The sequence below is a fragment of the Streptomyces sp. NPDC096324 genome (assembly GCF_044763015.1).
GTDB lineage: Bacteria > Actinomycetota > Actinomycetes > Streptomycetales > Streptomycetaceae > Streptomyces.
The window spans coordinates 36,684-60,959 of record NZ_JBIWFK010000015.1 but is presented as its reverse complement, the minus strand read 5'-3'; the positions used below and the strand labels follow the sequence as shown (position 1 = coordinate 60,959).

The 24,276-nt window shown below is 72.5% G+C and carries 16 protein-coding genes; 9 read left to right on the top strand and 7 right to left on the bottom strand.

Annotated elements, in window-relative coordinates; genetic code table 11:
* Nucleotides 1-73: 73 nt before the first annotated feature.
* A complete protein-coding gene (locus tag ACIQ7M_RS33310; RefSeq protein ID WP_403651228.1) occupies nt 74-2,338 on the bottom strand; it encodes an MMPL family transporter in 2,265 nt (754 codons plus the stop codon).
* A gap of 772 nt (nt 2,339-3,110) precedes the next feature.
* Here ACIQ7M_RS33310 and ACIQ7M_RS33305 point away from each other — a divergent pair.
* Complete coding sequence (locus tag ACIQ7M_RS33305) at nt 3,111-4,232, top strand: serine hydrolase domain-containing protein (protein ID WP_403651226.1); 1,122 nt, start codon at nt 3,111-3,113, stop codon at nt 4,230-4,232.
* A 285-nt stretch (nt 4,233-4,517) separates the two neighbouring features.
* Nucleotides 4,518-5,048, top strand: coding sequence for an STM3941 family protein (locus ACIQ7M_RS33300; RefSeq protein ID WP_403651224.1), 531 nt, complete (start codon nt 4,518-4,520; stop codon nt 5,046-5,048).
* Between the two features lie 106 nt (nt 5,049-5,154).
* On the opposite strand, the gene ACIQ7M_RS33295 is transcribed toward ACIQ7M_RS33300, so the two are convergent.
* From ACIQ7M_RS33295 to ACIQ7M_RS33285, 3 genes are all read right to left on the bottom strand, one after another.
* Nucleotides 5,155-7,812: an ATP-binding protein gene (locus ACIQ7M_RS33295; RefSeq protein WP_403651222.1), complete on the bottom strand. Its 2,658-nt coding sequence runs from the start codon at nt 7,810-7,812 to the stop codon at nt 5,155-5,157.
* A 10-nt stretch (nt 7,813-7,822) separates the two neighbouring features.
* A complete protein-coding gene (locus ACIQ7M_RS33290; protein ID WP_403651220.1) occupies nt 7,823-8,245 on the bottom strand; it encodes a hypothetical protein in 423 nt (140 codons plus the stop codon).
* Between the two features lie 561 nt (nt 8,246-8,806).
* The gene (locus ACIQ7M_RS33285) at nt 8,807-9,178 is read right to left on the bottom strand and encodes a VOC family protein (RefSeq protein WP_386979448.1); all 372 of its coding nucleotides are present in this window, start codon (nt 9,176-9,178) and stop codon (nt 8,807-8,809) included.
* 456 nt (nt 9,179-9,634) lie between these two features.
* On the opposite strand from ACIQ7M_RS33285, the gene ACIQ7M_RS33280 reads away from it, so the two are divergent.
* From ACIQ7M_RS33280 to ACIQ7M_RS33270, 3 genes are all read left to right on the top strand, one after another.
* Complete coding sequence (locus tag ACIQ7M_RS33280; protein WP_403651218.1) at nt 9,635-10,549, top strand: hypothetical protein; 915 nt, start codon at nt 9,635-9,637, stop codon at nt 10,547-10,549.
* A 137-nt stretch (nt 10,550-10,686) separates the two neighbouring features.
* Nucleotides 10,687-11,448 (top strand): YqjF family protein, encoded by a 762-nt coding sequence (locus tag ACIQ7M_RS33275; RefSeq protein ID WP_403651216.1) that lies wholly within the window; start codon nt 10,687-10,689, stop codon nt 11,446-11,448.
* A 152-nt stretch (nt 11,449-11,600) separates the two neighbouring features.
* Nucleotides 11,601-13,331, top strand: a complete 1,731-nt coding sequence (locus tag ACIQ7M_RS33270; protein ID WP_403651214.1) for a RecQ family ATP-dependent DNA helicase — start codon at nt 11,601-11,603, stop codon at nt 13,329-13,331.
* Between the two features lie 36 nt (nt 13,332-13,367).
* Here ACIQ7M_RS33270 and ACIQ7M_RS33265 read toward each other — a convergent pair whose 3' ends face one another.
* Genes ACIQ7M_RS33265 through ACIQ7M_RS33255 form a run of 3 tightly spaced genes read right to left on the bottom strand, consistent with a single transcriptional unit; the run spans nt 13,368 to nt 18,665 of the window.
* The gene (locus tag ACIQ7M_RS33265; RefSeq protein ID WP_403651212.1) at nt 13,368-15,284 is read right to left on the bottom strand and encodes a hypothetical protein; all 1,917 of its coding nucleotides are present in this window, start codon (nt 15,282-15,284) and stop codon (nt 13,368-13,370) included.
* Between the two features lie 46 nt (nt 15,285-15,330).
* Nucleotides 15,331-16,893, bottom strand: a complete 1,563-nt coding sequence (locus ACIQ7M_RS33260; protein WP_403651210.1) for a serine/threonine-protein kinase — start codon at nt 16,891-16,893, stop codon at nt 15,331-15,333.
* A gap of 11 nt (nt 16,894-16,904) precedes the next feature.
* On the bottom strand, nt 16,905-18,665 hold the full coding sequence (locus ACIQ7M_RS33255; protein ID WP_403651208.1) for an FHA domain-containing protein: 1,761 nt from the start codon (nt 18,663-18,665) through the stop codon (nt 16,905-16,907).
* Nucleotides 18,666-18,748: 83 nt separating this feature from the next.
* On the opposite strand from ACIQ7M_RS33255, the gene ACIQ7M_RS33250 reads away from it, so the two are divergent.
* From ACIQ7M_RS33250 to ACIQ7M_RS33235, 4 genes are all read left to right on the top strand, one after another.
* On the top strand, nt 18,749-19,441 hold the full coding sequence (locus ACIQ7M_RS33250) for a hypothetical protein (RefSeq protein WP_403651206.1): 693 nt from the start codon (nt 18,749-18,751) through the stop codon (nt 19,439-19,441).
* A 1,253-nt stretch (nt 19,442-20,694) separates the two neighbouring features.
* Complete coding sequence (locus ACIQ7M_RS33245; RefSeq protein WP_403651204.1) at nt 20,695-21,279, top strand: TerD family protein; 585 nt, start codon at nt 20,695-20,697, stop codon at nt 21,277-21,279.
* A 96-nt stretch (nt 21,280-21,375) separates the two neighbouring features.
* Nucleotides 21,376-22,566, top strand: a complete 1,191-nt coding sequence (locus tag ACIQ7M_RS33240) for a serine hydrolase domain-containing protein (protein WP_403651202.1) — start codon at nt 21,376-21,378, stop codon at nt 22,564-22,566.
* An 87-nt stretch (nt 22,567-22,653) separates the two neighbouring features.
* Entirely contained in the window at nt 22,654-24,018 is a 1,365-nt protein-coding gene (locus ACIQ7M_RS33235; RefSeq protein WP_403651200.1) for a glutamate decarboxylase, read from the top strand.
* The last annotated feature ends 258 nt before the right edge of the window (nt 24,019-24,276 follow it).

Sequence of the window (24,276 nt, the reverse complement as noted above, 5' to 3'; positions counted from 1 at the left end):
GGTGCGGACGAGCGGCCCGGCGCGGCCTGCATCAGGCCGCGCCGGGCCGCGGTGGTCACCCGCGCATCACCCTTCAGTGAACGAGGTCCCGCTCGTGCTCCGAGGTGCCCCGCCGTGCCCTCGACGAACCGGACCGCAGCCGCCGCTGCAGCTTCTCGCCCTCGACGTCCACGTTCGGCAGCAGCCGGTCGAGCCACCTCGGCAGCCACCAGGCGGCGTCACCGAGCAGCGAGTGCACCGCGGGCACGATCGCCATCCGGACCACGAAGGCATCGAACAGGACGGCTGAGGCGAGGCCGAAGCCCATCATCGCGACCAGGTCGTTGGTCTCCATGATGAAGCCCGAGAAGACGCTGATCATGATGACGGCGGCGGCCGCGACCACCCGGCCGCTGTGCTGGAAGCCGGTGACGATGGCCCCCCGCGCCGGGGTGCCGTGGACGTACGCCTCACGCATCCGTGTGACCAGGAAGACCTCGTAGTCCATGGCGAGGCCGAAGACCACCCCGATCATGAAGATCGGCAGTGTCGTCAGGATCGGGCCGGTCTGCTCGACGCCGAAGAAGCCGGCGGCCCAGCCCAGTTGGAACACGGCGACCAGTGAGCCGAGCGCCGCGCCCACCGAGAGCAGGAAGCCGAGCGCCGCCTTCAGCGGGACCAGGACCGAGCGGAACACCAGGAGCAGCAGCAGGAAGGCCAGGCCGACCACCAGGCCCAGGTAGGGCAGCAGCGCCTCGGACAGGGTCCGCGAGAAGTCGATGAACACCGCGGGCTGGCCGGTCACCAGGATCTCGGTGGCACCGGCGGACGCCGCGAGCGAAGGAGCCTTCGCCCGGATGTCCTTGACCAGCTTCTCCGTCCTGGAGTCGGTGGGGCCGGTCTTCGGGACGATGGTGAGGATGGCGGTGTCGCCCGCCTTGTTGGCGGTGGCTTTCGAGACCGAGTCGACGCCGGCGGTCTTCTTGAGGGCTTCGCCGACCCTGCCCCCGGCGGTGGCCGCGTCCTTGCCTTCGACGGTCACCGTCAGCGGGCCGTTGAAACCGGGCCCGAAGGAGTCCGACAGCAGGTCGTACGCCTTGCGCTGGGTGGTGTCGGTCGCCATCGTGCCCTCGCCGGGCAGGCCGAGCTCCAGCCTGGTGGCGGGCAGGGCCAGCGCGCCGAGGCCGGCCACCGCGACGAGGAGCACACCGAGCGGGTGGCGCACGACGAAGGAGGCCCAGCGGGCGGACCGGTTCGGCTTGGTCCGCGCGGCCAGCTTCGCGGCCCTCTTCGCGGCCTTGCGCTGTCTGCGTGCCGACAGAGGCTTCTTCGTACGGACGAGGTGGCGGTCCGCGACCCGCAGCACCCGGCGCGGCGCGAAGCCGAGCAGGGCGGGTACGAAGGTGAGCGCGATCAGTACGGCGACGGCGACCGTACCCGCCGCGGCGAGGGCCATCTTGGTGAGGATCGGGATGTTGATGACCGCGAGGCCGGCCAGCGCGATGATGACCGTGACCCCGGCGAAGACGACGGCCGAACCGGCGGTGCCCGCCGCGATGCCCGCGGCCTCCTGGGGGGTGCGGCCCGCGGTGATCTCGGACCGGTAGCGGGAGACGACGAACAGGGCGTAGTCGATGCCGACCGCGAGGCCGATCATCATCGCCAGGGTCGACGTCGTGGCGGACAGTCCGAGCGTGGAACCGAGTGCGGTGATGGCGGAGACGCCGACGCCCACCCCGATCAGGGCGGTGAGCAGCGGCATACCGGCGGCGATCATCGAGCCGAAGGTGAGGAACAGCACGACGGCCGAGATCAACACGCCGATCTTCTCACCGGTGCCGGAGGCGGTCTGCTCGACCGCGACCGCGTCACCGCCCGCCTCGACGGTCAGACCGCCCTCGCGAGCCCGGTCGGTCGCCTTGGTGAGCGCCTCGTGCGCCGCGTCGGTCAGCTCGGTGGCGGCGACCTTGTAGGCCACCACCACATAGGCGGTGCGGCCGTCCTCGCTGATCGAGTGAGCGGTGAACGGGTCGGCGACGCCCCCCACCTGGGGTCCCTTGCCGAGCTCGCCGACGAGATCGCCGACGGCCGGCTTCTCGTCGGCGATCTTCTTGCCCTCGGGCGCGCGGATCACCACACGGGCGGTGGCGCCCTCGGCGCCGGCGTCCGGGAACTTCTCCTCGAGCAGGTCGAACGCCTTCTGCGATTGGGTGCCCGGCATCGAGAACTGTTCGGCCGGCGGTGCGGGCGCGGAGGAGGCCGCGGCGCCGACGCCGACGACGATCAGCACCCACAGCAGGGTCACGAGGCCGCGTCGCCGGAAAGCGAAGCGGCCGAGTCTGTAAAGGAAGGTAGCCACGGAAAACCGCACTCCCATCGAGTGGGGGAGGAGGAACATGCCGCCGACCGCCCGGGCGTGAACGCCGTGCGGTCGGCTCTGACATGCACACACGTTGACCCAGCCGGCCGTCGGCGGGCCCGATTTCCCCATGGGCCCGGACTGATCCTCGAGCGGACTTCGAGCGGCCGGATCGATTCCGGCCAGTCGCGCCTCACATCACCGGCAGGCGTCCTCGCCGGCTTCGGGCGCGGGGAAACCCCGTCCTCACGGAGCCGAGTGCCGCCGCGCCTCCACGGCCCCACGGTGGCGCAATCGTGGCGCCATATCGAGCGCCCGTGCGCTTCATACGAGCCATAAAGGGGCCATCCCTCGGCGCGACCCGCGAATCGCAGGTCGGCCCTTCGACTCGCGGGCCGGGACACGTGATTCCCTGCGAACCCGAACGGGTGGTGCGCGCGCGGCAGATGCCCGCCCCCAGCCCTCTTACCTGCGGAATCCTGCGCCGCGCCCGTCGTGACGCCACGCCGGACGCGCATGGCCACTTCTGTGGCTCCATGTGGCGCCATAGATGTGCCATGATGGCGTTGCTGGGGGCGGAAGTATCCGTCCGATTGCCACCCACCGCACCGGCACCCCGCCGGAAGCGGCGCCCTCGGCCGGCCGGTCACACCTCGGAACGCCTCCCGCGCGGCGAACACCGCACGGCGCACCATCCCGGACCGGTCCGCCCTCCGCAGCCGCACGGCCTCCGTGACAACCACACGCCACGCCACCCACAAGGAGCACCGTCATGTCTCTCACCCCGACCCGCCAGGACCGTCCGGAACTGCAGAAGGCCATCGAGGAGATCGCCGGCTCCGGTTTCGCCGGTATCCAGCTGCGTGTGCACGACGAACGGGGCGAGTGGGCGGGCAGCGCCGGAGTGCGCAAGCTGGGCGAGAGCGCCAAGCCCGCGGTCGACGGCCGGTTCCGTATCGGCAGCACCACCAAGACCTTCACCGCGACCGTGGTGCTCCAACTGGTGGCCGAGGGAAGGATCGGACTGGACAGCCCGGTGGACGACGTCCTGCCCCGGTTCGGCCTGGACCGGCGGATCACGGTGCGGATGCTGCTCCAGCACACCAGCGGACTGTTCAACCACACCGGCGAGTACTACGAGGACGGGACGACCGCGCCCGGAATCCCCTGGCAGGGGCAGGAGTACGTGGACAACCAGTTCCACACCTACTGCCCGGAGGAACTGGTACGGCTGGCACTGTCCCGGCCGGCACGGTTCGAACCGGGGACGGACTGGAGCTACTCCAACACCAACTACGTACTCGCCAAACTGCTGGTCGAGGAAGTCACCGGCCACCCGCTGGCCGAGGAGGTGCAGCGGCTGATCCTGCGGCCGCTCGGCATGTCCGGCACCGTACTGCCGGGCACCTCGCCCGAGATCCCCGAGCCGCACGCCCACGCCTACTACCGGTACGAGGACGCCGGCGAGGTGAAGCTGGCCGACGTCACCCGCTTCAACGTCTCCTGGATCTCCGCCGCCGGGGACATGATCTCGACCACCGAAGACCTCCACACGTTCTTCTCCGCACTGATGAGCGGCAAGCTCCTGCCGGACGCACTGCTGGCCGAGATGCGCACACCGCACCCCAAACTCGGCTACGGCCTGGGCCTGTTCGTGGAGGAGACGGACGACGGCGGCACCGTCCTCCACCACAACGGCGGCTTCTTCGGCTGGGGGGCACTGATGTACAGCACGCCCGACGGCAGCCGGACCCTGACCGCCTCCCTGACCACCGGGGACGCCGAACTCGACTTCGCCGCCACGGCCGCGGCGTTCCAGAACGCCCAGCAAAGGCTCCTCAAGGAAGTGTTCTGCGCCGGCCGCACCGAGACGGCCGACCAGGCCCGGCCTTGAGCGAGGACTCCTCGCGGGCGCACGTCGGAAGCGGGGAGTGCCCGGTTGCCGCCGCTCCAGCCGGAGTTCACCGGCCGCGCCCGCACCCTCCCCCCGGGCAGTGACTCGCGGGCCGTCGCCCGGCCGTGACGGCGGGGGAGGGGCGACACCCCGGCCCCTGCCCCGCCGTCACGGCCGCCGCCGCAAGCCGACGGCGGCCGATCCGCACGCGAGCTCGGCCTGCGCACCGGACGATCCGCAAGGAGACTTCCGCCGGGGAGGGCTCCGGTCCTATCGTCTGAGCCCATGATCAGAAACGGTGTTCCACTGCCCCCGACGGTCTACCCGCTCGCCAAGGGCCGCGTCCGGGCCATGCTGGCCGGCTCCCTGGTCTTCGTCGCCCTGGGCATCGCCTTCCTGGCCGCCCACAGCACCGTGAAGATGACGGTGGCGGGGGCGCTGGCCGTGCCCTTCTTCGGGCTCTGCGCGGTGCTCATCGGCCGGCGCCTGCTCCACGGCGGCCGGCCGGAGCTGGTGCTCGACGACGCGGGAGTGGACCACGTACGCCTGGGCCGGTTCGGCTGGGACGAGATAGCCGCCGTGCGGATACGCGAGCAGCGGGTACGCAACACCTCACAGCGGTTCATCGAACTGGTGCTGCGCGACCCGGACGCCTATCTGGCCCGGGCACCCCGACTCGTCCGCAGCACCGCGTCCATGAACGCCCGCCTCGGCTTCGGCCCGGCCAACATGGCCACGAACACCTTGCCGGTGCCACCCGAGGCGATCCTGGACGCGATGCGCCACCACCACCCCGAACTCGCGATACACCACTGAGCACACCGCCGGCCCGGCCGGTTGGCCACGGAAACGCGGATCCGGAAACGGTTCCGCAGGATGGGCTGATTCCTGCCACTGCTGCGCCCCCACGGGCCGAGCCGCGTCAGCTGTCGACGAAGCCGATGGCCTCCAGGAAGCCCATCGCCGAGTAGTACACGTACGGGTCGTCGGCCGTCCTGGCGACGCTGCGGGCCTGCTTCCAGGCGCGCGCTGCCTCTCTCCCGCGGCCACGGGTCTGCTCGGCGAGGCCCAGGATGAGCAGGGCGGACGTCTGACCGTCCGCGTCCTGACAGGTCAGCGCCAGCGCCTCGGCCCGCTCCGCGGCCGCGACCGCTTCTGCCGGCTGCCCCAGCTGGTAGAGGGCGTTGGCGAGGGTACCGAGGGCCCGGCCTGTCGCGAGTTCGGAGCCGGCCCGTTCGAGCAGCGCGGCAGCCCGCCGGCTTTCCTCTGCCGCCTCCACGTGGTTGCCGATCGCCAGATGCGTCTGGGCCAGGCGGACCAGTACGTCGCCCAGTTGCCGTTCGTCGGCCGCGCCCTCCAGAGCGGCCACGGCGTGCCGGTATCTCCGCATCGCCATCGTGTGATTGCCGGAGTCGAAGGTGAGCGAGGCGAGTTCGCCCCAGAGCGCGGCCTCAGCGGTGGTGTCGCCGATCCGCCGGTACGCCTCGGCGGCCACGGTATAGGCCTTCTCCACGCGCCACAGCCCCTCCCCAACATTGATCCGCCGCGCGAGGCGGGCCAGCACCTCGCACACCTCCCGCCACTCCCCGGCCTGTTCGGCATCGACACCGGTCATCATTGCGAGGGCACGCTCCTGGCGGCGGACGGTGTCGTCGGGGCCGATGTGCAAGAGCTCCGCCTCCCACAACAGAGCATCCGCGAGGGCCTCGTAGCGGCGCGCGCCGATCCGCCCGGCCCAGTCGGCGGCCGCGCGCAGTGCCTTGACCTTCACATTGGTTTCCGCGTACGCGGATCCGGCGACCGAGGCGATCTCCAGGAGGAGGTCGAGCGCCCTGGTCCGGTCGCGTGCGGCTCCGAGTTCCGCCAGCAACGCCAGGGTGGACGTGAGGGAGTTCAGCGCGTCTCTGAGGAGCCCGACCGCGGTGATCGTCGACGGCTCCCCGACGGCTTCACGAAGCACGTCCCGCTGGAAACGGAGCAACTTCTCCGCGCTCTCGGCCGCTTCATGCTCCTGACCGGCGGCCTGGAGCGCCCGGGCCACGTTGAGCAGGGCCCAGCTTTTCGCGTGGTGGTCTCCGGCTTCCTCGGCGAAACGCACTGCCGTGTGGGCGGCGGCCTCCCATTCCGTGACCTGGCCGCGATGCTCGAACAGCGAGACCAGCGCCTCCTGGAGCCGCAGTGCTCCCTCAGCGTCCCCGAAGGTCGCCGCCATCGAGATTGCGGCCTGGAGGTTCGGGAACTCCTGGTCGAACCAGTCCAGCGCCAGCTGCCTGGTGGCGAAGTACGGCGCCGGGCCGGTGACGCTTCCGCGCAGGGTGCACACGGCGGAGGTCGCCCTGTCCTTGTAGTGGTCGAGGAGGCGGTTTGCGGCCTCGTCCTGGTTGTCCCCGTGGGTGCCGAGAAGTTCGATCGCGTAGGCGCGAATGAGGTCGTGCTGGCGCCACTGTCCCTCGCCCGCCCGCTCGATGACATGGGCCCGCGCCAGCTCCCGTACCAGCCGCCTGGCGCGGGACGTCACCAGCCCGATGAGCCGGGCAGCGGTATCCGCGCTGAAGTGCGGGCCGGGGTTGACGGGCAGCAGCCGGAACAGCTGGGCCTGCTCCTGGGGCAGACGCCGGTAGGAGAGCTCGAACGCGGCGCGCACCGCCCGCTCACCGTCGTCGAGCAGGTCGAGCCGGCGGTGCGCCCGGGCCAGCTCGTCCGCGAGGTCGCGGGGCGTCTGGTCCGGATCTCTGGCGATCAGGGCTGTGGCGATGTGCAGCGCCAGAGGCAGATGGCCGCACAGGCGGCACAGGCGAGCCACGGCGTCCCGGTCGTCGTGCAGGCGTGGATCGCCCGGGGACAGCAGTGCGAGCTGCTCCTCGACCAGGGCCACCGCGTCGGCCTCGGCGAGGCTGCCGAGTTCCAGGGTGCGCGACCCCCGCGCGGCCAGTGTGTGCCGAGAGGTGATGACGCTGCGGTGCACCCGGGAGCGGGGCAGCAGGTCGGCCACCTGGTCCGTGCTGCCCGCGTTGTCGAGGACGAGCAGGACCGGGCGGCCCTCGGCGGCACGGTCGGCCAGCAGCCGGTGGTACTGGGCCGCCTGCCCCCGCGGGTCCGCGTCCACGGGACCCGGGCGGCCGAGCGCGTGCAGCATGGGCGCGAACACGTGCTGGGGCATGGCACGGTCGCCGGGATCGGGGGCGTACCCGTTGAGGTCGACGAAGACAGCGCCCCCGGGAAACCAGCCCCGTGACACCGCTTCGGCGGCGCAGGACCGGGCCAGCGCGGTCTTGCCGATCCCGGCGAGCCCGGCCACGGAGGAGACGACGACCATCCCGGAGACGTCGTTCGCCGGATCGAGGATCGCCAGCACCACCGCGGACTCGGCGCTGCGGCCGACGAACACCTCCGCGACGATGTCGCCGACGGGCAGGACCGGTTCGACAACCGCCAGCGGCCCCGCCGAGCCGGTGTGGTGGTGCACCTCGGACAGATGCAGGTCCCGGGCGGCCTGGAAGACCCGGCCGCCGCCGGTCGCGACCGCGTCCAGCCGTACCGCCTGCGACGGCTCGCGATCAGCGGGGGATGCCGTGACCATCTGCTGCGCGTCAGGTCTCGGTGATGTTCAGGTCACGACCCGCCTGATAGATCCGCCCCTGGCCGGTGGCATGGCCCTCGATGTGCACGGTGCCGATGCGCGGTTCGTCGGCGGCCGTGCGCTGCGCCAGCTCGTCGGCCAGCCTGCTGAGTTCACACGTCAGTTCGGTGGTCAGGGCCGAGTCCGCCAACAGCAGGTCGCGCAGCCGCAGTTGCCACAGCCGGACCAGGGCCGCGTCGAACTCGGCGCTGTGCCGGGAGTCGCCTACGACGGCGCGCAGTTCGGTCAACTCGCCCTCCACGGCGGGCGCTCCGTCGGGACGCCCCCGGCGCCAGAGGGCGACCACCTGGTCCCTGGCCTGCTGCCAGGCATCCGTCGCCATGGCCGCGACCAGCGCGGATCCTGCCAGACCTGCCACAGCGGTCGGGTCCACCGCGCCCCCTCGGTGTCTGGTAACTGCCGTACGGCAAGGTTAGTGGGCGCGGGCGGCCCCCGGCCGGGGAAGACACCGATCGTGTCCGCCCGGCAGGTCGGTGCGCCCAACGTTCACCGGTGTCCCGGCAGGCGGTAGGAGACCGGCGGTGAGGGTGCCCTTGACGGTGCGGGTCTTGGCGCGCGGGGCGGTGGTCGGGGCGTCGACTCCGCCGGGGAAGACGGAGGTGCCGCCGGTGTTCTCGGTGTCCAGCGTGGTCGCTGCGATGGTGCCGTCCGGGGCGACCGGACAAGCGCTCCTCGATCCCGCCGCATGTTTCCGCAGGTCTGGAGCCCGGCGCGCCGTGCTGCTACGATTGATCTTGAGCTGAACGGCGGACGTCGCGCCGGTTGGTGATGCGTTGGTGGTCCAAGGAAAGACGCCCCGCTTCCTGCGGGGAAATGCAGGTGCAAGGCCTGCCCGGCGCTCTGCGAAAGACCCTGTCCCGGTTGTCCGGGACAGGGTCTTTTTTGTGCCCGGGGTTGACTCTTCCGGCCGGTTCACGGTCCCTTCGCCACCCGCTCAGCCTTTGGTGATGCAGAAGGGATGCCCGGCGGGATCGGTGAGAATGAGCGCCTTGGGTTCGTGTGGCTGGTGATTCGGCTTGCCCGCGCCCAGTTCCAGCAGCCGGGCCTCGGCCTCCTCCAGGTTCCCCTCGACCTCGAAGCAGAGGTGAAGCTGCTGGGGAACGCTCTGGCCGGGCCAGCTCGGAGCCCGATAGCGATCCACTCGTTGGAAACCGATGAAGAGTCCGTCCTCACGGTTGAGACCCGCGAAGTCCACGTCCGACTTCGGGTGGGGTTCGAGGCCGGTGGCCTGCTGGTAGAACGCCGCCAGAGCCAACGGATCGGGGCAGTCGAGGGTTATCGCGCTCAGATTCATGTGCTGGGGCATGAGACCTCCGGACCGGGCCAGTGGACTTCCTCGGCCAACACCCTAGAGACGGCTGCCTACGGGGCGGGACGCCGCCCACGCGTCCGTGTCCGGTTCCCGTCCACGCTTCCTGCGTCGCCGGCGCACCGCCCCGACCGGCGGCCCCGGGCCGGCCGTCGCCCACGGCGGTCAGCGGTCCGCGGGCCGGTTGGTCAGGGACGCTGCCACGCGCATCCACACGCCGAACAACCCTGGAGGAGCGGACCGGGCGGAGGGCGAGCAAGGGCCGCACCACGACCACCCGGCTTCCAGCCGCCAGAACGCGCTCCTCAGGCGCCAGAACCGGCACCTCGCAGGCCACCGGATCCGCGATGACTAGCAGAACGCGCCGTCACCACGGATCCTGAGAAGAGGGGAGCGGCGCGCGAGGCCCGGGTTCCCCGGCTCCGCAGGCGACAGCAGCCCGATGGGATCCCCATGTCCGACCCAGACCCAGACGCAGCCTCCCGAGCCGAGCGGCGGATCGCGCTGGTCCGGGACGACGTGGCCGCACGCCTCGCGCTGGCGCAGGAGTTCTACACGCACTCCTCCGAGCCCCTGCGCCGCTACGGTCACGCCGAGCTGAGCTTCCTGCGCTGGTCCGCCGCGCGCGGAGTGCTCGCCCCGGAATCCGGCCCGCGCCCGGGCAGCGCCTGGTGGCGTTCCGTGAACGAGGGGCTCCTCAGGGACAAGGTGGAGGCGGGGCTGCTGTGCGCCGGCGCCCCGGGGGAGGCGAGCGACCGAAGCGTCGAGTACTGGGTGGACTGCATCCGCGAGCCGTCACCCGCCGCCTGGTACCGCGCCCACAACGCCAGCATCGTCGCCGGCTACCTGCGCCACGAGAACCTGGCCGCGCCGGAATCGCAGGTGGAGCGGTTCATGATGAACGTCGCCCTGCTCCGCGTCCTGTTCACCCACGGCATGCTCGTACGGCCGCGGCTCATGCTGGGACGGCTGGCCCCGCTCGGGCCCCGGCTCGTGGACCCCCGCCACGCGACCGTGAAGTGGTTCCTCGACCTCGGCCGGTCCTTCCCGCCGGTGTACCCCGTCACGCTGCCCACCAAGGACACCATTCTCGACGAACACCCCCTGGCCCGGATGCTCGACTACGGCGTGATCGCCCCCAGACTGCCGGCGCTGTACGCGCTCGCGGCCGCGACGCTCGAAGAACCCCGCCTGATGACCCTCCTGGACGCGGGCGTGCCCGCGTACGTCTGGACCAGGGCGGAACGCCCGCTCTGGTACGTCGGCAACACAGGCGCCCATCTGCGCCTCATCGCCCGCATGACCGGCGTACACCTGCGCTGGCCGCCCTCCCCGGCCCGCCGCCACAGGATCCCGCTGCACGGCTGAAGCCCGCCACCGCGGTCACCGGCCGGCGCGGACGCGGGGCCGGGCGACCCCACCGCCCTCGCCCGGCCGACCTACCGCCACCATCACCACCCGGCCGCCCCCCTCGCCTCCCGCACCCGATCCGGCACCCTTGTGGAGTGCACCCCACGCCCATCACGCCCGACGCGCCGGCCGCGGTGCGCAGCCCGCTTTTCACCCAGCGGTGGCTCGACCTCACCTTCATCCACTGGGCCGTCCACCCCGCGGCCGTCACCCCGCTGCTGCCGCACGGGCTCACCGCGGACACCTACGACGGGCTCACCTACGTCGGCCTCGTCGCCTTCCGGATGGAGAAGGTGGGCTGGCTCCGGCTCCCCGCAGTGCCGTACTTCGGCTCCTTCCCGGAGACCAACGTGCGCCTCTACTCGGTCGACGCGCACGGCCGCCGCGGGGTCGTCTTCCGGTCCATGGACGCGTCACGGCTCGTACCGGTGCTCCTGGGACGCCTCGGCTTCCGGCTCCCGTACCTGTGGTCCCGCATGGACGTACGAGCGGACGGCGACACCGTCACGTACAAGAGTTCCCGGCGCCTGCCCACGACCTCCCGGGTGCGGAGCCGCATCGTCGTCAGAGTCGGCCGGCCCGTCCCGGACCCGACCGGGCTGGAGCATTTCCTCACGGCCCGCTGGGGCATGCACAACGCCTTCTCCGGCGGCACCGGCTACCTCGCCAACGACCATCCGCGCTGGCCACTCCACCGCGCGGAGCTCATCACCTGCGAGGAGAACCTCCTCACGGCGGCCGGACTCCCGGCCCCCGACGGACCACCGGTCAGCGTCCTGTACTCGCCCGGAGTCCCGGTACGCCTCGGCCGCCCCACCGCCCTGACACCCCGGAACCAGGCCGGCCCACCGCCCTGACACCCCGGAACCACATCCCGCCGAAGGCACCCTGACCCCGATCTCCCGCCGGCCGAGCCCAAGGAGACACAACTCCTCCCCAGCGGACCCTTCTTCGTCCCTTTCGGGGTACACGAGCGCCGAACTCACCGGAGAGCGGCGTCAGGAGTGCCATGCGCGTCAAGGTCGGATACTTCCAGACCAGGTCACTTCGGAGACGCCTGCGCCGCTGCGCCCGTGAGGTGTTCGGCTGGCAGCGACTGCGCCCCGCCCAGCTTGATGCCATGACAGCCGTGATGCAGGGACGCGACACCATCGTGGTGATGCCGACGGGCGCCGGGAAGTCCGCCGTGTACCAGGTGCCGGGTGTGCTGCTGAAGGGGCCGACCGTCGTGGTCTCGCCCCTGATCGCGCTCCAGCGGGACCAGGTCGCCCATCTCGCCCGCATCGAGGGATCCGATGCCTCGGCCGTCAACTCCGCACAGCGCGCACGGGACAACGAAGCGGTGTGGGAGCGCGTACGCGAAGGCCGCCTGGACTTCCTGTTCGTCTCGCCCGAACAGCTCGCCAAGGACGAGGTGGTGGAGCAGATCGCCGCGGCCGCTCCCGCGTTGATGGTGGTCGACGAGGCGCACTGCGTGTCCTCGTGGGGATACGACTTCCGGCCCGACTACCTGTCCCTGCGCCATGTCCGCGAACGCATCGGCCGGCCTGCGCTCCTCGCCCTCACCGCCAGCGCGGCGGCCCCCGTGCGGGCCGACATCGTGGAGCGCCTGGGCATGCGCGAGGCGCACGAGGTGGTCGCGGGGTTCGACCGCCGCAACATCACCCTGGAGGTCGTACGGCATCGGGAGAACGCGGGCAAGCGCCGCTGGGTGGTGGAGCGGGCCGCCGCCGAGGCCAAACCGGGCATCGTCTACACGGGAACACGGCGCGAGGCGGAGGAGTACGCCCGGGAACTGTCGGCGCTCGGATTCGACAGCGCCGCCTATCACGCGGGGCTGGCGGCGGCCGAGCGCTCCCGCACGCACGACCGCTTCCGGGACGGCGGACTCGACGTGGTCGTCGCCACCTCCGCGTTCGGCATGGGCATCGACAAGCCGGACATCCGCTTCGTGCTGCACGCGTCGGTGCCGGGTTCCCTCGACACCTACTACCAGGAGATCGGCCGGGCGGGCCGCGACGGAAAGCCGTCGACGGCGATCCTCGCCTACCGGCCCGAGGACCTCGGCGTGCAGCGGTTCCGGACGGGCACCGCCCCCGACCCGGAGGTGCTGGGCGGCCTGATCGACGCGGTGCGCGAGCACCGGGGGCCCCTCACGGCGACCGGTCTGCGCGAACGTACCGGGCTGTCCCCGACCCCGCTGACGTCGATGCTGCACCTGCTGGAGGAGGCCGGAGCCGTGACGACGGACAAGCGCGGTGCCATCGCGGCCGTGCCCGGGGCGCGGCGGGACGACTGCGTCCGCGAGGCGGTGCGGATCGCCTCCGCCCGTGTCGATCTGGAGCGTTCCCGGGTGGAGATGATGCGGGCGTACGCCGAGACGAACGGCTGCCGCCGCAGGCACATGCTCGGATACTTCGGCCAGAGCCTGGCGGAAGGCGACTGCGCGGGCTGCGACACATGCGCCCGGACGAAGGAGTCGAGGGAGGCCCCCCTCCGGACGGAGGACATCCTGTCCGGTACGGGTCCTGAGCTGCCCGGGGGCGTGGCGGCGGGTGGCGCCTTTCCGCCCGGGACGCGGGTGGGACACCGTACGTGGGGCGAGGGCGAGGTGATGAGCGAGGAGGGGAACAGGATCACCGTCCTGTTCGAGAGCGTGGGCTACCGCACCCTGTCCCTCCCCGCCGTCGAGGCACGAGGCCTGCTGACACCGGTGCCACCGGCCGCGACGAGGCACTGACGCACCTCTGCGCCGCCGGCCTGCTGACCGGGTTCGTCAGGAGCAGGCGTAGCTGAACGTCCCCTTCGCCTCGGGCGACCTCTGCTGGTGCGTGACCCGCAGGCGGGCCGTTCCCCGGAAGCTACCGGGGCCGCGGACCGTCCAGCGCAGGTGCACGGTGACCCGGCGCTCGCCCCGGCGGGCCATGCGGACCAGCTCGCCGGAGTCGTGGCCGTCGCTGCGCAGCCAGCGGTACGTCACCGGGCCGCCGCGGCCGTCGGTGGTCACGACGCCGACCAGATCGGCGGTCTGTCCGCAGTGCAACCGCCCGGCGGGCGCGCGGACTTCGACGGCGGTGACCGTCGGGGCGGGAGAGGGGCGCAACAGCAGCCAGAGCAGGACGGCCGCGACGGCCAGGAAGGCCGTCGTGGCGATCCAGGCCCGCCGTCTTCGACGGCGGGGGCCGCTGCCGGACGCTGCGGGCGCGGTACGCCACTGGGCGCGCAGGACGTCCTGGGCATCGAGCGGGATGCCGGGACCGAAGCGCAGGAGGATCTCGCCGTCGTCCTTGGCTTCGCCGGTCGGGGCCGGCGTCGTCGCCCCGGCGGGTGCCACTGCCAGAGGGCCGACGGGTACCGGGGGTCCGGCGGGTGTCGCTGAGGGGCCGGCGGGGGTGCGGTTGCGTTTGCCGAGGAGGGTGGCCTGGTCGTCCGGGGCGGCGGAGCGGGGCTGGCGCGGGGCCGAGCGGGTACGGGAGCGGGTGCGGCTGGGCAGGGTGAGCTGCTCGTCCGGCACGGTGTGCCTGGACCTGTCCCCTTCCGGGACCACACCCCCGGCCCCGGCACCTCCGGCCACAGCACCCCCGGCCCCGGCACCCCCGGCCTCAGTACCTCCGGCCTCAGTACCTCCGGCCTCAGCACCTTCGGACCCTGCGTCCCCGGACTCTGCGCCCCGGGCACCCGCGCCCCGGGCACCCGCGTCCCGGGCACCCGCACCTCCGGACTCTGAGCCCCTGGACTCCATCCCCCCGGACCCTGCGGCTTCAAGGCTGGCAACGTCGGAACCGGCGACGTCGGAACGGGCAGCTACGGAACCGGCGACATCGGAACCGAGGGCTTCACCTCGCTCTTCCCGAGGGGGCATGCACTGGGCATCCACCCCCGCCCCGTCCGCCGCCGTCGCCGCGGCCACCGCCGCGCGCAGCTCCGTACGTCGCAGGAACCCCTCTGGCAGCGCCGCGCGCCCGGCGACCAGCGCCGCCCGCGCCGCCGCGAGCCCCTCGGAACCGGCGGTGGCGCGACAGCGCGCGAACACGGCGGCCGCGGGGGTGCCGGGGGCCACCCATGCCTCGCCGAGGGTACGGGCCAGGTCGGCCCAGGCCGCGACGTCCGCCGCACGGCGCGCGGAGCCCGGCGCGTCACCCGGCACCGGGCCGTCACTCGCCCCCGTGCCGTCAACCGCCGCCGTGCTCTCACTCGCTCCCGTGCCGTCACCCAGCACCGTGCCCAGCGCGGCCTCGGCGAGCAGGGCGACGCCGTCCGGGGCGAGGACGACGGTGTCCGCGGCCAGCGCCCCGTGGGCGAGGCCGGCCGCGTGCAGGGCGAGCAGGGTCTGCGCGGTCTCGTTCAGGACGCTGGCCGCGCTGCCCGCGTCGGGGCCCGTACCCCCGCTGGCCAGCAGGTCCGCGAGGGTGGGGGCCGGTGGCCGGGCGGTGACCAGCCACACCTCCCCGGCCTCCGCGACGAGGTCGACGGTGCCGAGCATCCCGGGCAACCGGAGCTTCGCGACGGCGAGTACGGCCGCCGCGAGCCGCTCGCGCGTGCCCCGCGGCGCGAGCAGGGCACGGTCGACGCGCAGCGCGCCGAGCACTGGCTCACCGGACTGGCCCGGGAGCAGCGTGTGCCAGGTGCCGTGGCGGGCGTCGCGTGACCAGCCCGACAGGGTGCGCCCGGCGACGGTGGTGGCTGTCGTCATGTCGATCCGTTCCCGCCTGGTACGGCGTCCTCGCCCGGTACGGCGCTCAGCACGGCGGCGCGTCCAAGGTGGCCGTCTGCGGTCCGTTCGCGGCCGCCGGAGTGCTGGTGAGCGTGACCGTCCAGGTGCCCCGGCACGGGTGGTTGGCGAAGTCGGCCACGAAGGTCACGGGGTAGTGCGTGCTGCCGGACAGCACCCGGGTCTGGTTGCCGTAGGGGTCGGCGGGCGTGTCCACGTAGTAGTCGGCCGTGACGGTCACGGGCCCGGTGCCGGTCGTGTCGACGGTGACGGCGGCGACCAGCGAGCCGGGGCTCTGCCCCCGCTGCCAGGAGCCGATGGTGATCGTGACCGTGCCGGGCGTGGGCGCGGCCGGGCTCGCGGTCGCCGGCGTGGGGGAGTCCGCCGGCGGGGCGGCGCTCACCGTGGGGGTGGGGGAGAGTGCCGGGCTGCCCGAGGGGGTGGTGGTCGGGGTGGTGTCGGCCGTGGGGGAGGCGCCGGTCGCGGACACGGATGGCGAAGAGACAGACGGGGTCGGCGAGTTGATGTCCGAGGGCACCGAACTGGCCACCGTCGTCGAGGTGTCGTGCGGACGGGCCGCCACGGACGTCACCCCGCCCGCCACGAACGCCAGCGCGGCCGCCCCCACGGCGGCCTTCCACCCGTTCCGCTTCACCCGCCCCAGCAGTGTCAGGGCCTGAGCCGGAGCTTCGAGCGTCGCCGTCGCGGTGAACGGGAACAACAGGGCCAGCAGCGCGGTGAGTTCGGCGAGCCTGCGGCGTCCACGCTCCTCCCAGCCGGCGCCGTACCCCTCGACGGCGGAGCGCTCCAGATCGGCCAGGAAGGCCTCGATGTCCGGCCGTCGCGCCGGATCCTTGGCCAACCCCCGGCGCAGCAGCCCCCGTACGGGAGCGGGCACGTCCTCCAGCGGGATGGGGGCCCGCAGGTGCTGCAGACGCAGCGCGGCCACGTCGTCGCCGGTGAACGGGCGGCGCCCGGTCAGACACTCGTGGAACACCGCCGCCGCCGCGTACACGTCGCCGGCCGGTCCCGCCGGTTCGCCCTGCCACTGCTCGGGCGCCATGTAGGCGGGCGTGCCGGCAGCCTCGGTCTCGCGCCCGGTGCGTACGGCGATCCCGAAGTCGGCGAGCGCGCTCGTGCCGTCGGCGCGGACCAGCACGTTCTCCGGTTTGTAGTCGCGGTGGACCACCCCGGCCGCGTGGGCCGCGCCGAGGCCCAGCAGTGAGCCCTTGAGTAGCACTAGGGCAGCCTCGGGGCCGGTCACCCCGTGCCGGCGCAGCAGTTGGCGCAGGCTGACGCCGTCCACCGCCTCCATCACGATCGCCGCCCCGCCGCGCGCCTCGACGTACTCGTACAGCCGCACCACGCACGGGTGCCGCAACTCGCCCAGCAGCCGGGCCTCCGCGCGGAAGCGGGCCAGGAACTCCCGGTCGCCGCGCAGGTGTTCACCGAGGTACTTGACCGCCACCGGCACCCCCGTCGCGGTGTGCCGGGCCAGGACGACCCGCCCGCCGGCCCCCTCGCCGAGCGTGCGCACCTCTTCGTAACCGGACACGGCCCACGATCCGGGCCCGCCGACGTCCCCACTCATACGATCCCTGCTCACGCGGTCCCCTCCACGGCCGCGCCCATCGCCGGGGCCGGTGCCGCCCCCCGCGCGTCACGCCGGCGCCGCACCCGCCGGGCCAGCCACCGCACCGGCGCGGACCACACCGGGAAGGCCACCAGGGCGACCACGACGGCCTCGACGACCCCGGTCCACGCCGGGGACAGCCACCCCTCCAGCAGGTCGCCGATCCGGGAACGCCAGGCCAGCAGGGCCAGGACGAGGAAGCCGTACGTGCCGACGACGACCGCGAGGCCGTACGCGGCCATGCCCGCCTGCCGCGGGCCGGGCCGGCTGCCCGCGCGCAGGTCCCGCCACAGGCCCGTGCGGAAGTACGCGCTCGCCTCCTCGCGCAGCCGCGGTACCCGCAGCGCGTCGGTCAGGGCCTGGTAACCGTCCAGCGGCATCAGGGGGTTGAAGTTGTAGAGCGTGTTCAGGTAGAGGCCGAAGGCCAGGTGGAAGAGGACGGCCGAGGCCGCCCCGGCGGGCAGGAAGGCCGCGCCGGCCGCGCACCAGCCGGCCAGCGCCGCCGTCGACAGCGGCCCGGACAGCGCGACGACCACGCGTGACCAGCGGGAGCCGAACCACATGTCGCTCGTGTCCACGAACGCGAACGGCATGCCCATCATGAGCAGGAACCCGCCGCGCCGGACCTTGCGGCCGTACGACGCCACGGCCAGCGCGTGCGTCAACTCGTGGACGACCAGGGCGGACACGTATCCGGCGGCCAGGAGCACCGGGCCCCAGACACCCGCCCCGCCGAAGTCCAGCAGATGCTGCCGGCCCTGGGCGACGAAGAACGCGGCCGCCCCGCCGGCCACCGACACCCAGACCAGCGTCACCCCGGTCCGGGTGAACAGCCGCCACCCGAAAGCCTGGTAGAGGCGGGTGACGACCCGGTCGAGGCCGGGGACGGAGATCTCCAGCCTCAGCAGCGCCCGGTACACGGCGTGCCCCGCCCGCCGCCAGCCCGTCCGCTCCGCCTCCTCGGGGCGGCCCGGCAGCCCGCGCAGCAGTCCCGCGCCCGCGAACGCGGCGAGCGCCGACTCGATGCGCGGGAGGGCGAGTTCGCCGTAGCGGTCGGCGTAGGCGAACAGCAGGTCCCGTACGGTGTTCTCGCCGTCGACGGCGTTCCAGAGGAAGACCTCGCGCTCGTCCAGTTCCAGATACCTGCCGGTGCGGGTGTTGTTCAGCACCCAGCGGGCCTCGCCGCGGTCGGCGGGCACCTGCTTGAGCGCCCAGCCGGAGCGGCGGCGCGGGCGCGCGGTGAGCGGGCCGTTCGCCTCCGGCGCCGCCTCCTCCTGCGTAGCGGTGGGGAGTTGGGTGAGCTGGGTGCCGACGACCTGGGTGCGCTGGCCGATGTGGGCCTCGCGGGGCTGCTCGAACACCAGGCGTACGTCGCCCACGGACAACTCGGTGCCGTCGGCGAGGTGGGCCGCGCCGCCGTGCAGGTCGACGCCCGCGACGGCCGTGCCGTTGAACGAGTCCAGGTCCTCGATCCGGAAGCCCGACTCCGTACGGACGATCCGGGCGTGGCGGCGCGACACACTGGCGTCGGCCAGGACGACGTCGCTGTCCGCGCCCCGGCCCAGCGTGGTGACCGGGCCGGTGAGCGGGACGAGCAGGGCGGGGTCGTCGAGGCCGCGCAGGTGCGGCGCGGCGTACGACGTCGGTGCCGCGCCGCGGCGCAGGGTGCCGCAGCGCAGGCAGTACGGGAAGTCGCGCCGCACGTGGACGCGGCAGGCGTGGCAGAGCATGCGCCGGTTCAGCCCGCGCCGGAGCCGCTGAGAGACGTTCCGCCGGAGAAGCCGCCGTCGGTGTCGGGCGCGGCGGGGGAGAGGTGGGTGGAGACGCCGTCGAGGCCGGGGGTGCTCACACCACCGCGCACGCGCTCGGCACCGCCGAGAACGCCCGCACGGCCACCGCCGCCGCCTTCGCCACCCCCGCCGTCGCCCCCACCGGGCTCACCGCCGCCGGGCCGGCGCCCGGTGTTCTCCTGGTCACCACCCCCGCCACCGCTGCCGTCACCGCCACCGGGCTCACCGCCCCCGCCGGGCCGGCGTCCGGTGTTCTCCTGATCACCGCCACCGCCACCGCCACCGCCGCTGCCGCCTTCACCGCCGCCACCGGAGCCGCCGTCGTGACCGTGCCCGCCACCTTCTTCGCCGCCACCACCGTCACCGCCGCCGGAACCGCCGTGGCCGGAGCCACCGTCACCGGTTCCGCCGCCGCCTTCACCGCCGCCTCCGCCACCCTCTCCGCCTCCGCCTCCGCCCTCGCCGCCGCCGCTCCCGCCGCCCTCGCCGCCGCCGGGACGTCGTCCGGTGTTCTCCTGGTCGCCGCCGCCGCCGCCACCGCCGCCGCCGCCACCGCCGCCGCTGTCTCCGCCGCCGCCCTCGCCACCACCGCTGTCCCCGCCGCCACCGCCGTCCTCGCCGCGGTCGTAGATGCCGCCGTGCCCGAAGTGCCCGCCGCCGCCTTCGCCACCGAAGCCACCGCCGTGACCCCCGAGATCACCGAACCCGCCACCTGACCCGGCACCGCCGAAGCCACCGTCGCCGCCACCGCCGCCGCTGTCCCCGCCGCCGAAGCCGCCGTCACCGAGGCCACCGAACCCGCCGTCGGCACCGCCGCCGCCCAAGCCGCCGTCACCGAACCCGCCGCCGAAGCCGCCATCGGTCCCGCCGCCACCGAAGCCGCCGAAGTCACCACCGCCACCAAGGCCGCCGTCCCCGAACCCGCCGAAGTCACCACCGCCACCAAGGCCGCCGTCCCCGAACCCGCCGTCTCCGAAGCCACCACCGGATCCGGCACCACCGTCACCGAAGCCGCCGAAGTCGCCGCCACCAAGGCCGCCGTCACCGAAGCCGTCACCGCCACCGAGGCCGCCGTCCCCGAACTCACCGAATCCGCCGCCCACATCGGCCGGCGCTCCCTGGCCCAGCCCTCCGCCTAGCAGGCTCTGGGCGCCGGTGGCGGAGACGTCGAAGCCGCCGGCGCTCTCGTGGCCGGCAACGGGGAAAGGCTGGTCAGGCGTGTGGTCGACGGAGGCAGAATCCCCCGCCACATGGTCGGTGGGGACATCCGGAGCGTCATGGTGTGCCAGTGCGTGTGCCGCGCTGCCGAAGAACAGGGACGACTTGGACAGGCGCGGATCGAGTGCGGCCGGCCCTCCGACGGTGCCGGACTCGACGCGCAGGGCGCGGAGCTCGCCGACCTGCGCGGGTGTCAGACCCAGTCTTCGGGCCACCTCCTCGGTGTCACCGTCGAGTTCGGCCCTGAAGGCCGGGTCGACGGCGAGGCGGGTCATGGCATCGCGAAAGGCGTTGTCGGTCATGTCCTCGGGTCTCCGTGGGTCGGCGGACGCTGCTGCTGATCCCGGCGGAGCTGAGGATCCCCCTGGCCGACGGCATCTGCCATTTCCGGCCATCCCCACCGATGCCTGCACGGACGGTTATAAGGGGCATGACATGGCCCGCGCAAGGCTGAGAGCAGCACACCCAGCCGAATATGCCTCCGGAAAGAACCGTTCGCCTCGGGTCACGCACCGATCGAATACGGCCACGGGCGAGCCGCCTGGACGGCCTCACCGTCCGAGAGGACACCACGCCGGCGACGCCGAAACCCCGGGCGACCCCGCACACCCCACTGACGACCCCGCACACCCCACTGACGGCACGGCGCTCACCGCCGAAGCCGGCGAAGAAGACCCCGCATCTATGGAACCAACCAGGGTCCGGGCAAACTCTGCCTGTTGTACCCCTGATCGAGAGGAACGGCCCAGACATGATCACGCTGACCAAGGAAGACGGCCCCGCGGACCTGGCCGGAGTGACCCATCTGTCCATCGGTGTGTCCTGGGACCCCACGGCCGGCAGCAGCGGCGGGGTGCTGGGCAAGCTGCGACGCAAGTCGGGCACCGACCTGGACCTGATCGCCATCGCCATGCAGGGCCGCGAACCGGTGCGCCTCGCCGGTCTCGACTCCCTCGACCCCATGGGCAACGGCTCGTTGGTCCACAGCGGCGACAACCAGACCGGGCACGGGAGCGGCGACGACGAGACGGTGACCGTCGAGTTCGCCGGGATCCCGCCCCACATCACGTCGATCGTGTTCGTCGCCGCCGCGTACAAGAAGGGCAGCGCCTTCGAGAAGGCGCGCAACATCAGTTTCAAGGTGTACGACGCGACCGGCGGGAGTTCGCAGCAGGTCGCCGACATCTGGCCCAGCCTGCTCAGCCAGGACAACGGCTGCGCCGTGGCGAAGGCGCTGCGGGTCGACACCGGCTGGAAGCTCGAAGTGATCAATACGACGGGGAAGATCAAGCAGGGGGACGAGCACGCCCTGATGCGCTTCGCCGTCAGCAAGTAAGCCGCGGACGAAGCGGCGCGGCCCCTTGTCTCCGGGAGCGGAGGCCGGGGCGCGACGTGTACGTTGCCGACGGGGCCGAGGCCGAGGAGGAGACGGATGACTGCCGGTGGCTTCTCGTCGAAACGGCTGGTCCGGGTGCGGGAGCTGGCCGAGCGTCACGTCGACGCCGGCTTCGTCCCCGGGATGGTGGTCGTCCTCGCCCGGCACGGCCAGGTGCACATCGAGGCGACGGGCACGCTCGCGTTCGAGGGCGCGGGCTCGAGGACGCCGATGGCGGGCGACACGATCTGCCGCATGGCCTCGATGACGAAACCGGTCGTCGCCGCGTGTGCCATGACGCTCGTCGAGGACCGCACCCTGCGCCTCGACGACCCGGTCGACGACCTCCTCCCGGAGCTCGCGGACATGACCGTGCTCGCCGATCCCGACGGACCACTGGACGACACCGTTGCGGCGGAACGCCCGATCACGCTGCGGGATCTGCTGACCTACACCCTCGGCACCGGCATGGTCCCCGCCGAACCGGGAACGGTCCCGATCGCGGACGCGCTGGACGCACTCGGCAGGCCGCCGGCGGACGAATGGGTGCGCCGGCTCGGCGCGCTCCCGCTCGTCCATCACCCGGGTGAGCGCTGGATGTACGACACCGCCGCCGACGTGACCGGCGTGCTCGTCGCCCGGGCGACGGGCATGTCGTTCGGGGACGCCTTGCGCGAGCGGATCTGCGGTCCGCTCGGCATGAAGGACACCGCCTTCAGCGTGGGCGGCGAGAGCATCGGCCGACTGGCGACGGCGTACGAGCGCGACGACGGCCCCGGCGGTGAGCGGGTGGTCGAGGACGGCCCCGACGGGCGGTGGAGCCGGCCGCCGGTGTTCGAAGGAGGCGGCGGCGGGCTCGTGTCGACCGCCGAGGACTACCTCGCCTTCGCCTCGGCTCTGCTCGCGGGCGGCCGCCGTCACGGCGAGCGGGTGCTCTCGCGGCCGTCGGTCACGCTGATGACGAGCGACCACCTGACACCGGCGCAGAAGGCGGTCTCCGGGTTCTGGCCGGGGTACTTCGACACGATGGGCTGGGGTTTCGGGATGTCGGTGCGCACCCGCCGTACGCACCTGGGCCCCTCGGTCGGGAGCTACGGATGGCCGGGCCTGTACGGCACCGCCTGGTACAACGATCCCGCCGAGGACATGACGGCGATCTTCGTCATGCAGCGGGCCCACGCGGGGGACCAGAGACTGCCGATGTGGAACGACTTCTGGACCGCCGTCTACCGGGCGATCGACGACTGACCGCGAGGGCCGTCGCCCTCCTTCGGGTGTGGCCCTCTGGGTGTGTCTCTCGCCCGTAGCGGGCTTCGGCGCTGCTTGAATCATTTTATGACTAAACGTGACGATTCGGATCTTTTCGGCAACCGGTTCCTGACCAAGCCCGCCCCCGCGGAGACCTTCCCCGAGGAAGGCATGTCGGCGACGGACGCGATGAGGCTCGTGGACGTGGATCTCGCCATGGAGGGCGACCCGCAGCGCAACCTCGCCACGTTCGTCACCACCTGGATGGAACCGGAGGCGCAACGGCTGATCGCCGAGAACCTCCACCGCAATTTCATCGACCACGCGGAGTACCCCATCTCCGCAGAGATCGAGCAGCGTTGCGTGCGCATGCTCGCCGACCTCTTCCATGCGCCGGGCAAAACGGCCGGCTGCCGGACCCAGGGCTCGTCCGAGGCGATCATGCTCGGCGCGCTGTCGCTGAAGTGGAAGTGGCGCGAGCGCCGCCAGGCGGCCGGCCTGTCCACCGACCGGCCCAACCTGATCTTCGGGGGAGACGTCCACGTCGTATGGGAGAAGTTCTGCCGCTACTTCGACGTCGAGCCGCGGATCGTCCCGCTCGCCGAGGGCAAGTACACGATCGGCCCGCAGGACGTGGAACCCCGCCTCGACGAGAACACGATCGGTGTCGTCGCCGTCCTCGGCACCACGTTCACCGGCCACAAGGACGACGTCGTCGGGATCGACGAACTCCTGCGGGACGTCCGCAAGAAGCGGGACCTCGACATCCCGATCCACGTCGACGGCGCCAGCGGCGCCTTCGTGTGGCCCTTCCTCTACCCGGACTCGAAATGGGACTTCCGGCTCGAACAGGTCCGGTCCATCAACGTCTCGGGACACAAGTACGGCCTGGTCTACCCCGGCATCGGCTGGCTGGTCTTCCGTGAGGAGTCCGACCTGGCCAAGGACCTCGTCTTCTACGAGAACTACCTGGGCAAGACCGACGCGACGTTCACCCTGAACTTCTCCACCGGCGCGTCGATGGTGCTCGCGCAGTACTACAACTTCGTACGCCTCGGCCGGCAGGGCTACACCTACGTCATGAAGATGATGCAGGAGAACGCCCGCGCGCTGGCGGACAACCTGCGCGACAGCGGCCGCTTCGAAGTGATCGGCAGCGACCTCGAACAACTGCCGCTGGTCGCCTTCCGCCTCGCCGGTGAGCACGCCTACGACGAGTCCGACATCGCCTGGCAGCTCTCCGCCGAGCGGGGCTGGATGGTGCCGGCGTACACGCTCCCGCCCGACGCGGAGCGGGTGAAGATCATGCGCGCCCTGGTCAAGGAGACCATGAGCCGCGAGCAGATCGACCGCCTGGGCCAGGACATCGCCGACGCGTGCCGCACCCTGGACGCCAAGGGCGCGACCCACGGGACCGAGCGGACCCAGGTCAAGCGCGGCACCGGCTACTGACGCACCGTGCCCGAGAGCCGTCGGGCGGCCGGACGCCGGCGACGGCGGCCTCGGACGACTCCGGCCCCCGGAAGGAAGGAACCGTGACTCCTCCCCGTCCTGCGGAACGGGGCTTCTCGCTGTGCCGTGTCGGCGTGGTGACGGACCAGCCCGGACGGTAGGCCGTTGGTGGCTGCGACTGTGTCGGCGTGCGTGGTGTGGCCGCAGGCGACGCAGCAGAGTTCTTCCTGTGCGGGCCGGTTCTCCCTGGCGGTGTGC

Bases quoted from the DNA above. Each gene is read 5' to 3' on its own strand.
- ACIQ7M_RS33240 (WP_403651202.1), top strand. From the start codon at position 21,376: ATGACTGCCGGTGGCTTCTCGTCGAAACGGCTGGTCCGGGTGCGGGAG.
- ACIQ7M_RS33260 (WP_403651210.1), bottom strand. From the start codon at position 16,893: ATGAGTGGGGACGTCGGCGGGCCCGGATCGTGGGCCGTGTCCGGTTAC.
- ACIQ7M_RS33285 (WP_386979448.1), bottom strand. From the start codon at position 9,178: ATGCCCCAGCACATGAATCTGAGCGCGATAACCCTCGACTGCCCCGAT.
- ACIQ7M_RS33245 (WP_403651204.1), top strand. From the start codon at position 20,695: ATGATCACGCTGACCAAGGAAGACGGCCCCGCGGACCTGGCCGGAGTG.
- ACIQ7M_RS33265 (WP_403651212.1), bottom strand. From the start codon at position 15,284: ATGACGACAGCCACCACCGTCGCCGGGCGCACCCTGTCGGGCTGGTCA.
- ACIQ7M_RS33270 (WP_403651214.1), top strand. From the start codon at position 11,601: ATGCGCGTCAAGGTCGGATACTTCCAGACCAGGTCACTTCGGAGACGC.
- ACIQ7M_RS33295 (WP_403651222.1), bottom strand. From the start codon at position 7,812: ATGGTCACGGCATCCCCCGCTGATCGCGAGCCGTCGCAGGCGGTACGG.
- ACIQ7M_RS33280 (WP_403651218.1), top strand. From the start codon at position 9,635: ATGTCCGACCCAGACCCAGACGCAGCCTCCCGAGCCGAGCGGCGGATC.
- ACIQ7M_RS33305 (WP_403651226.1), top strand. From the start codon at position 3,111: ATGTCTCTCACCCCGACCCGCCAGGACCGTCCGGAACTGCAGAAGGCC.
- ACIQ7M_RS33235 (WP_403651200.1), top strand. From the start codon at position 22,654: ATGACTAAACGTGACGATTCGGATCTTTTCGGCAACCGGTTCCTGACC.
- ACIQ7M_RS33255 (WP_403651208.1), bottom strand. From the start codon at position 18,665: ATGCTCTGCCACGCCTGCCGCGTCCACGTGCGGCGCGACTTCCCGTAC.
- ACIQ7M_RS33300 (WP_403651224.1), top strand. From the start codon at position 4,518: ATGATCAGAAACGGTGTTCCACTGCCCCCGACGGTCTACCCGCTCGCC.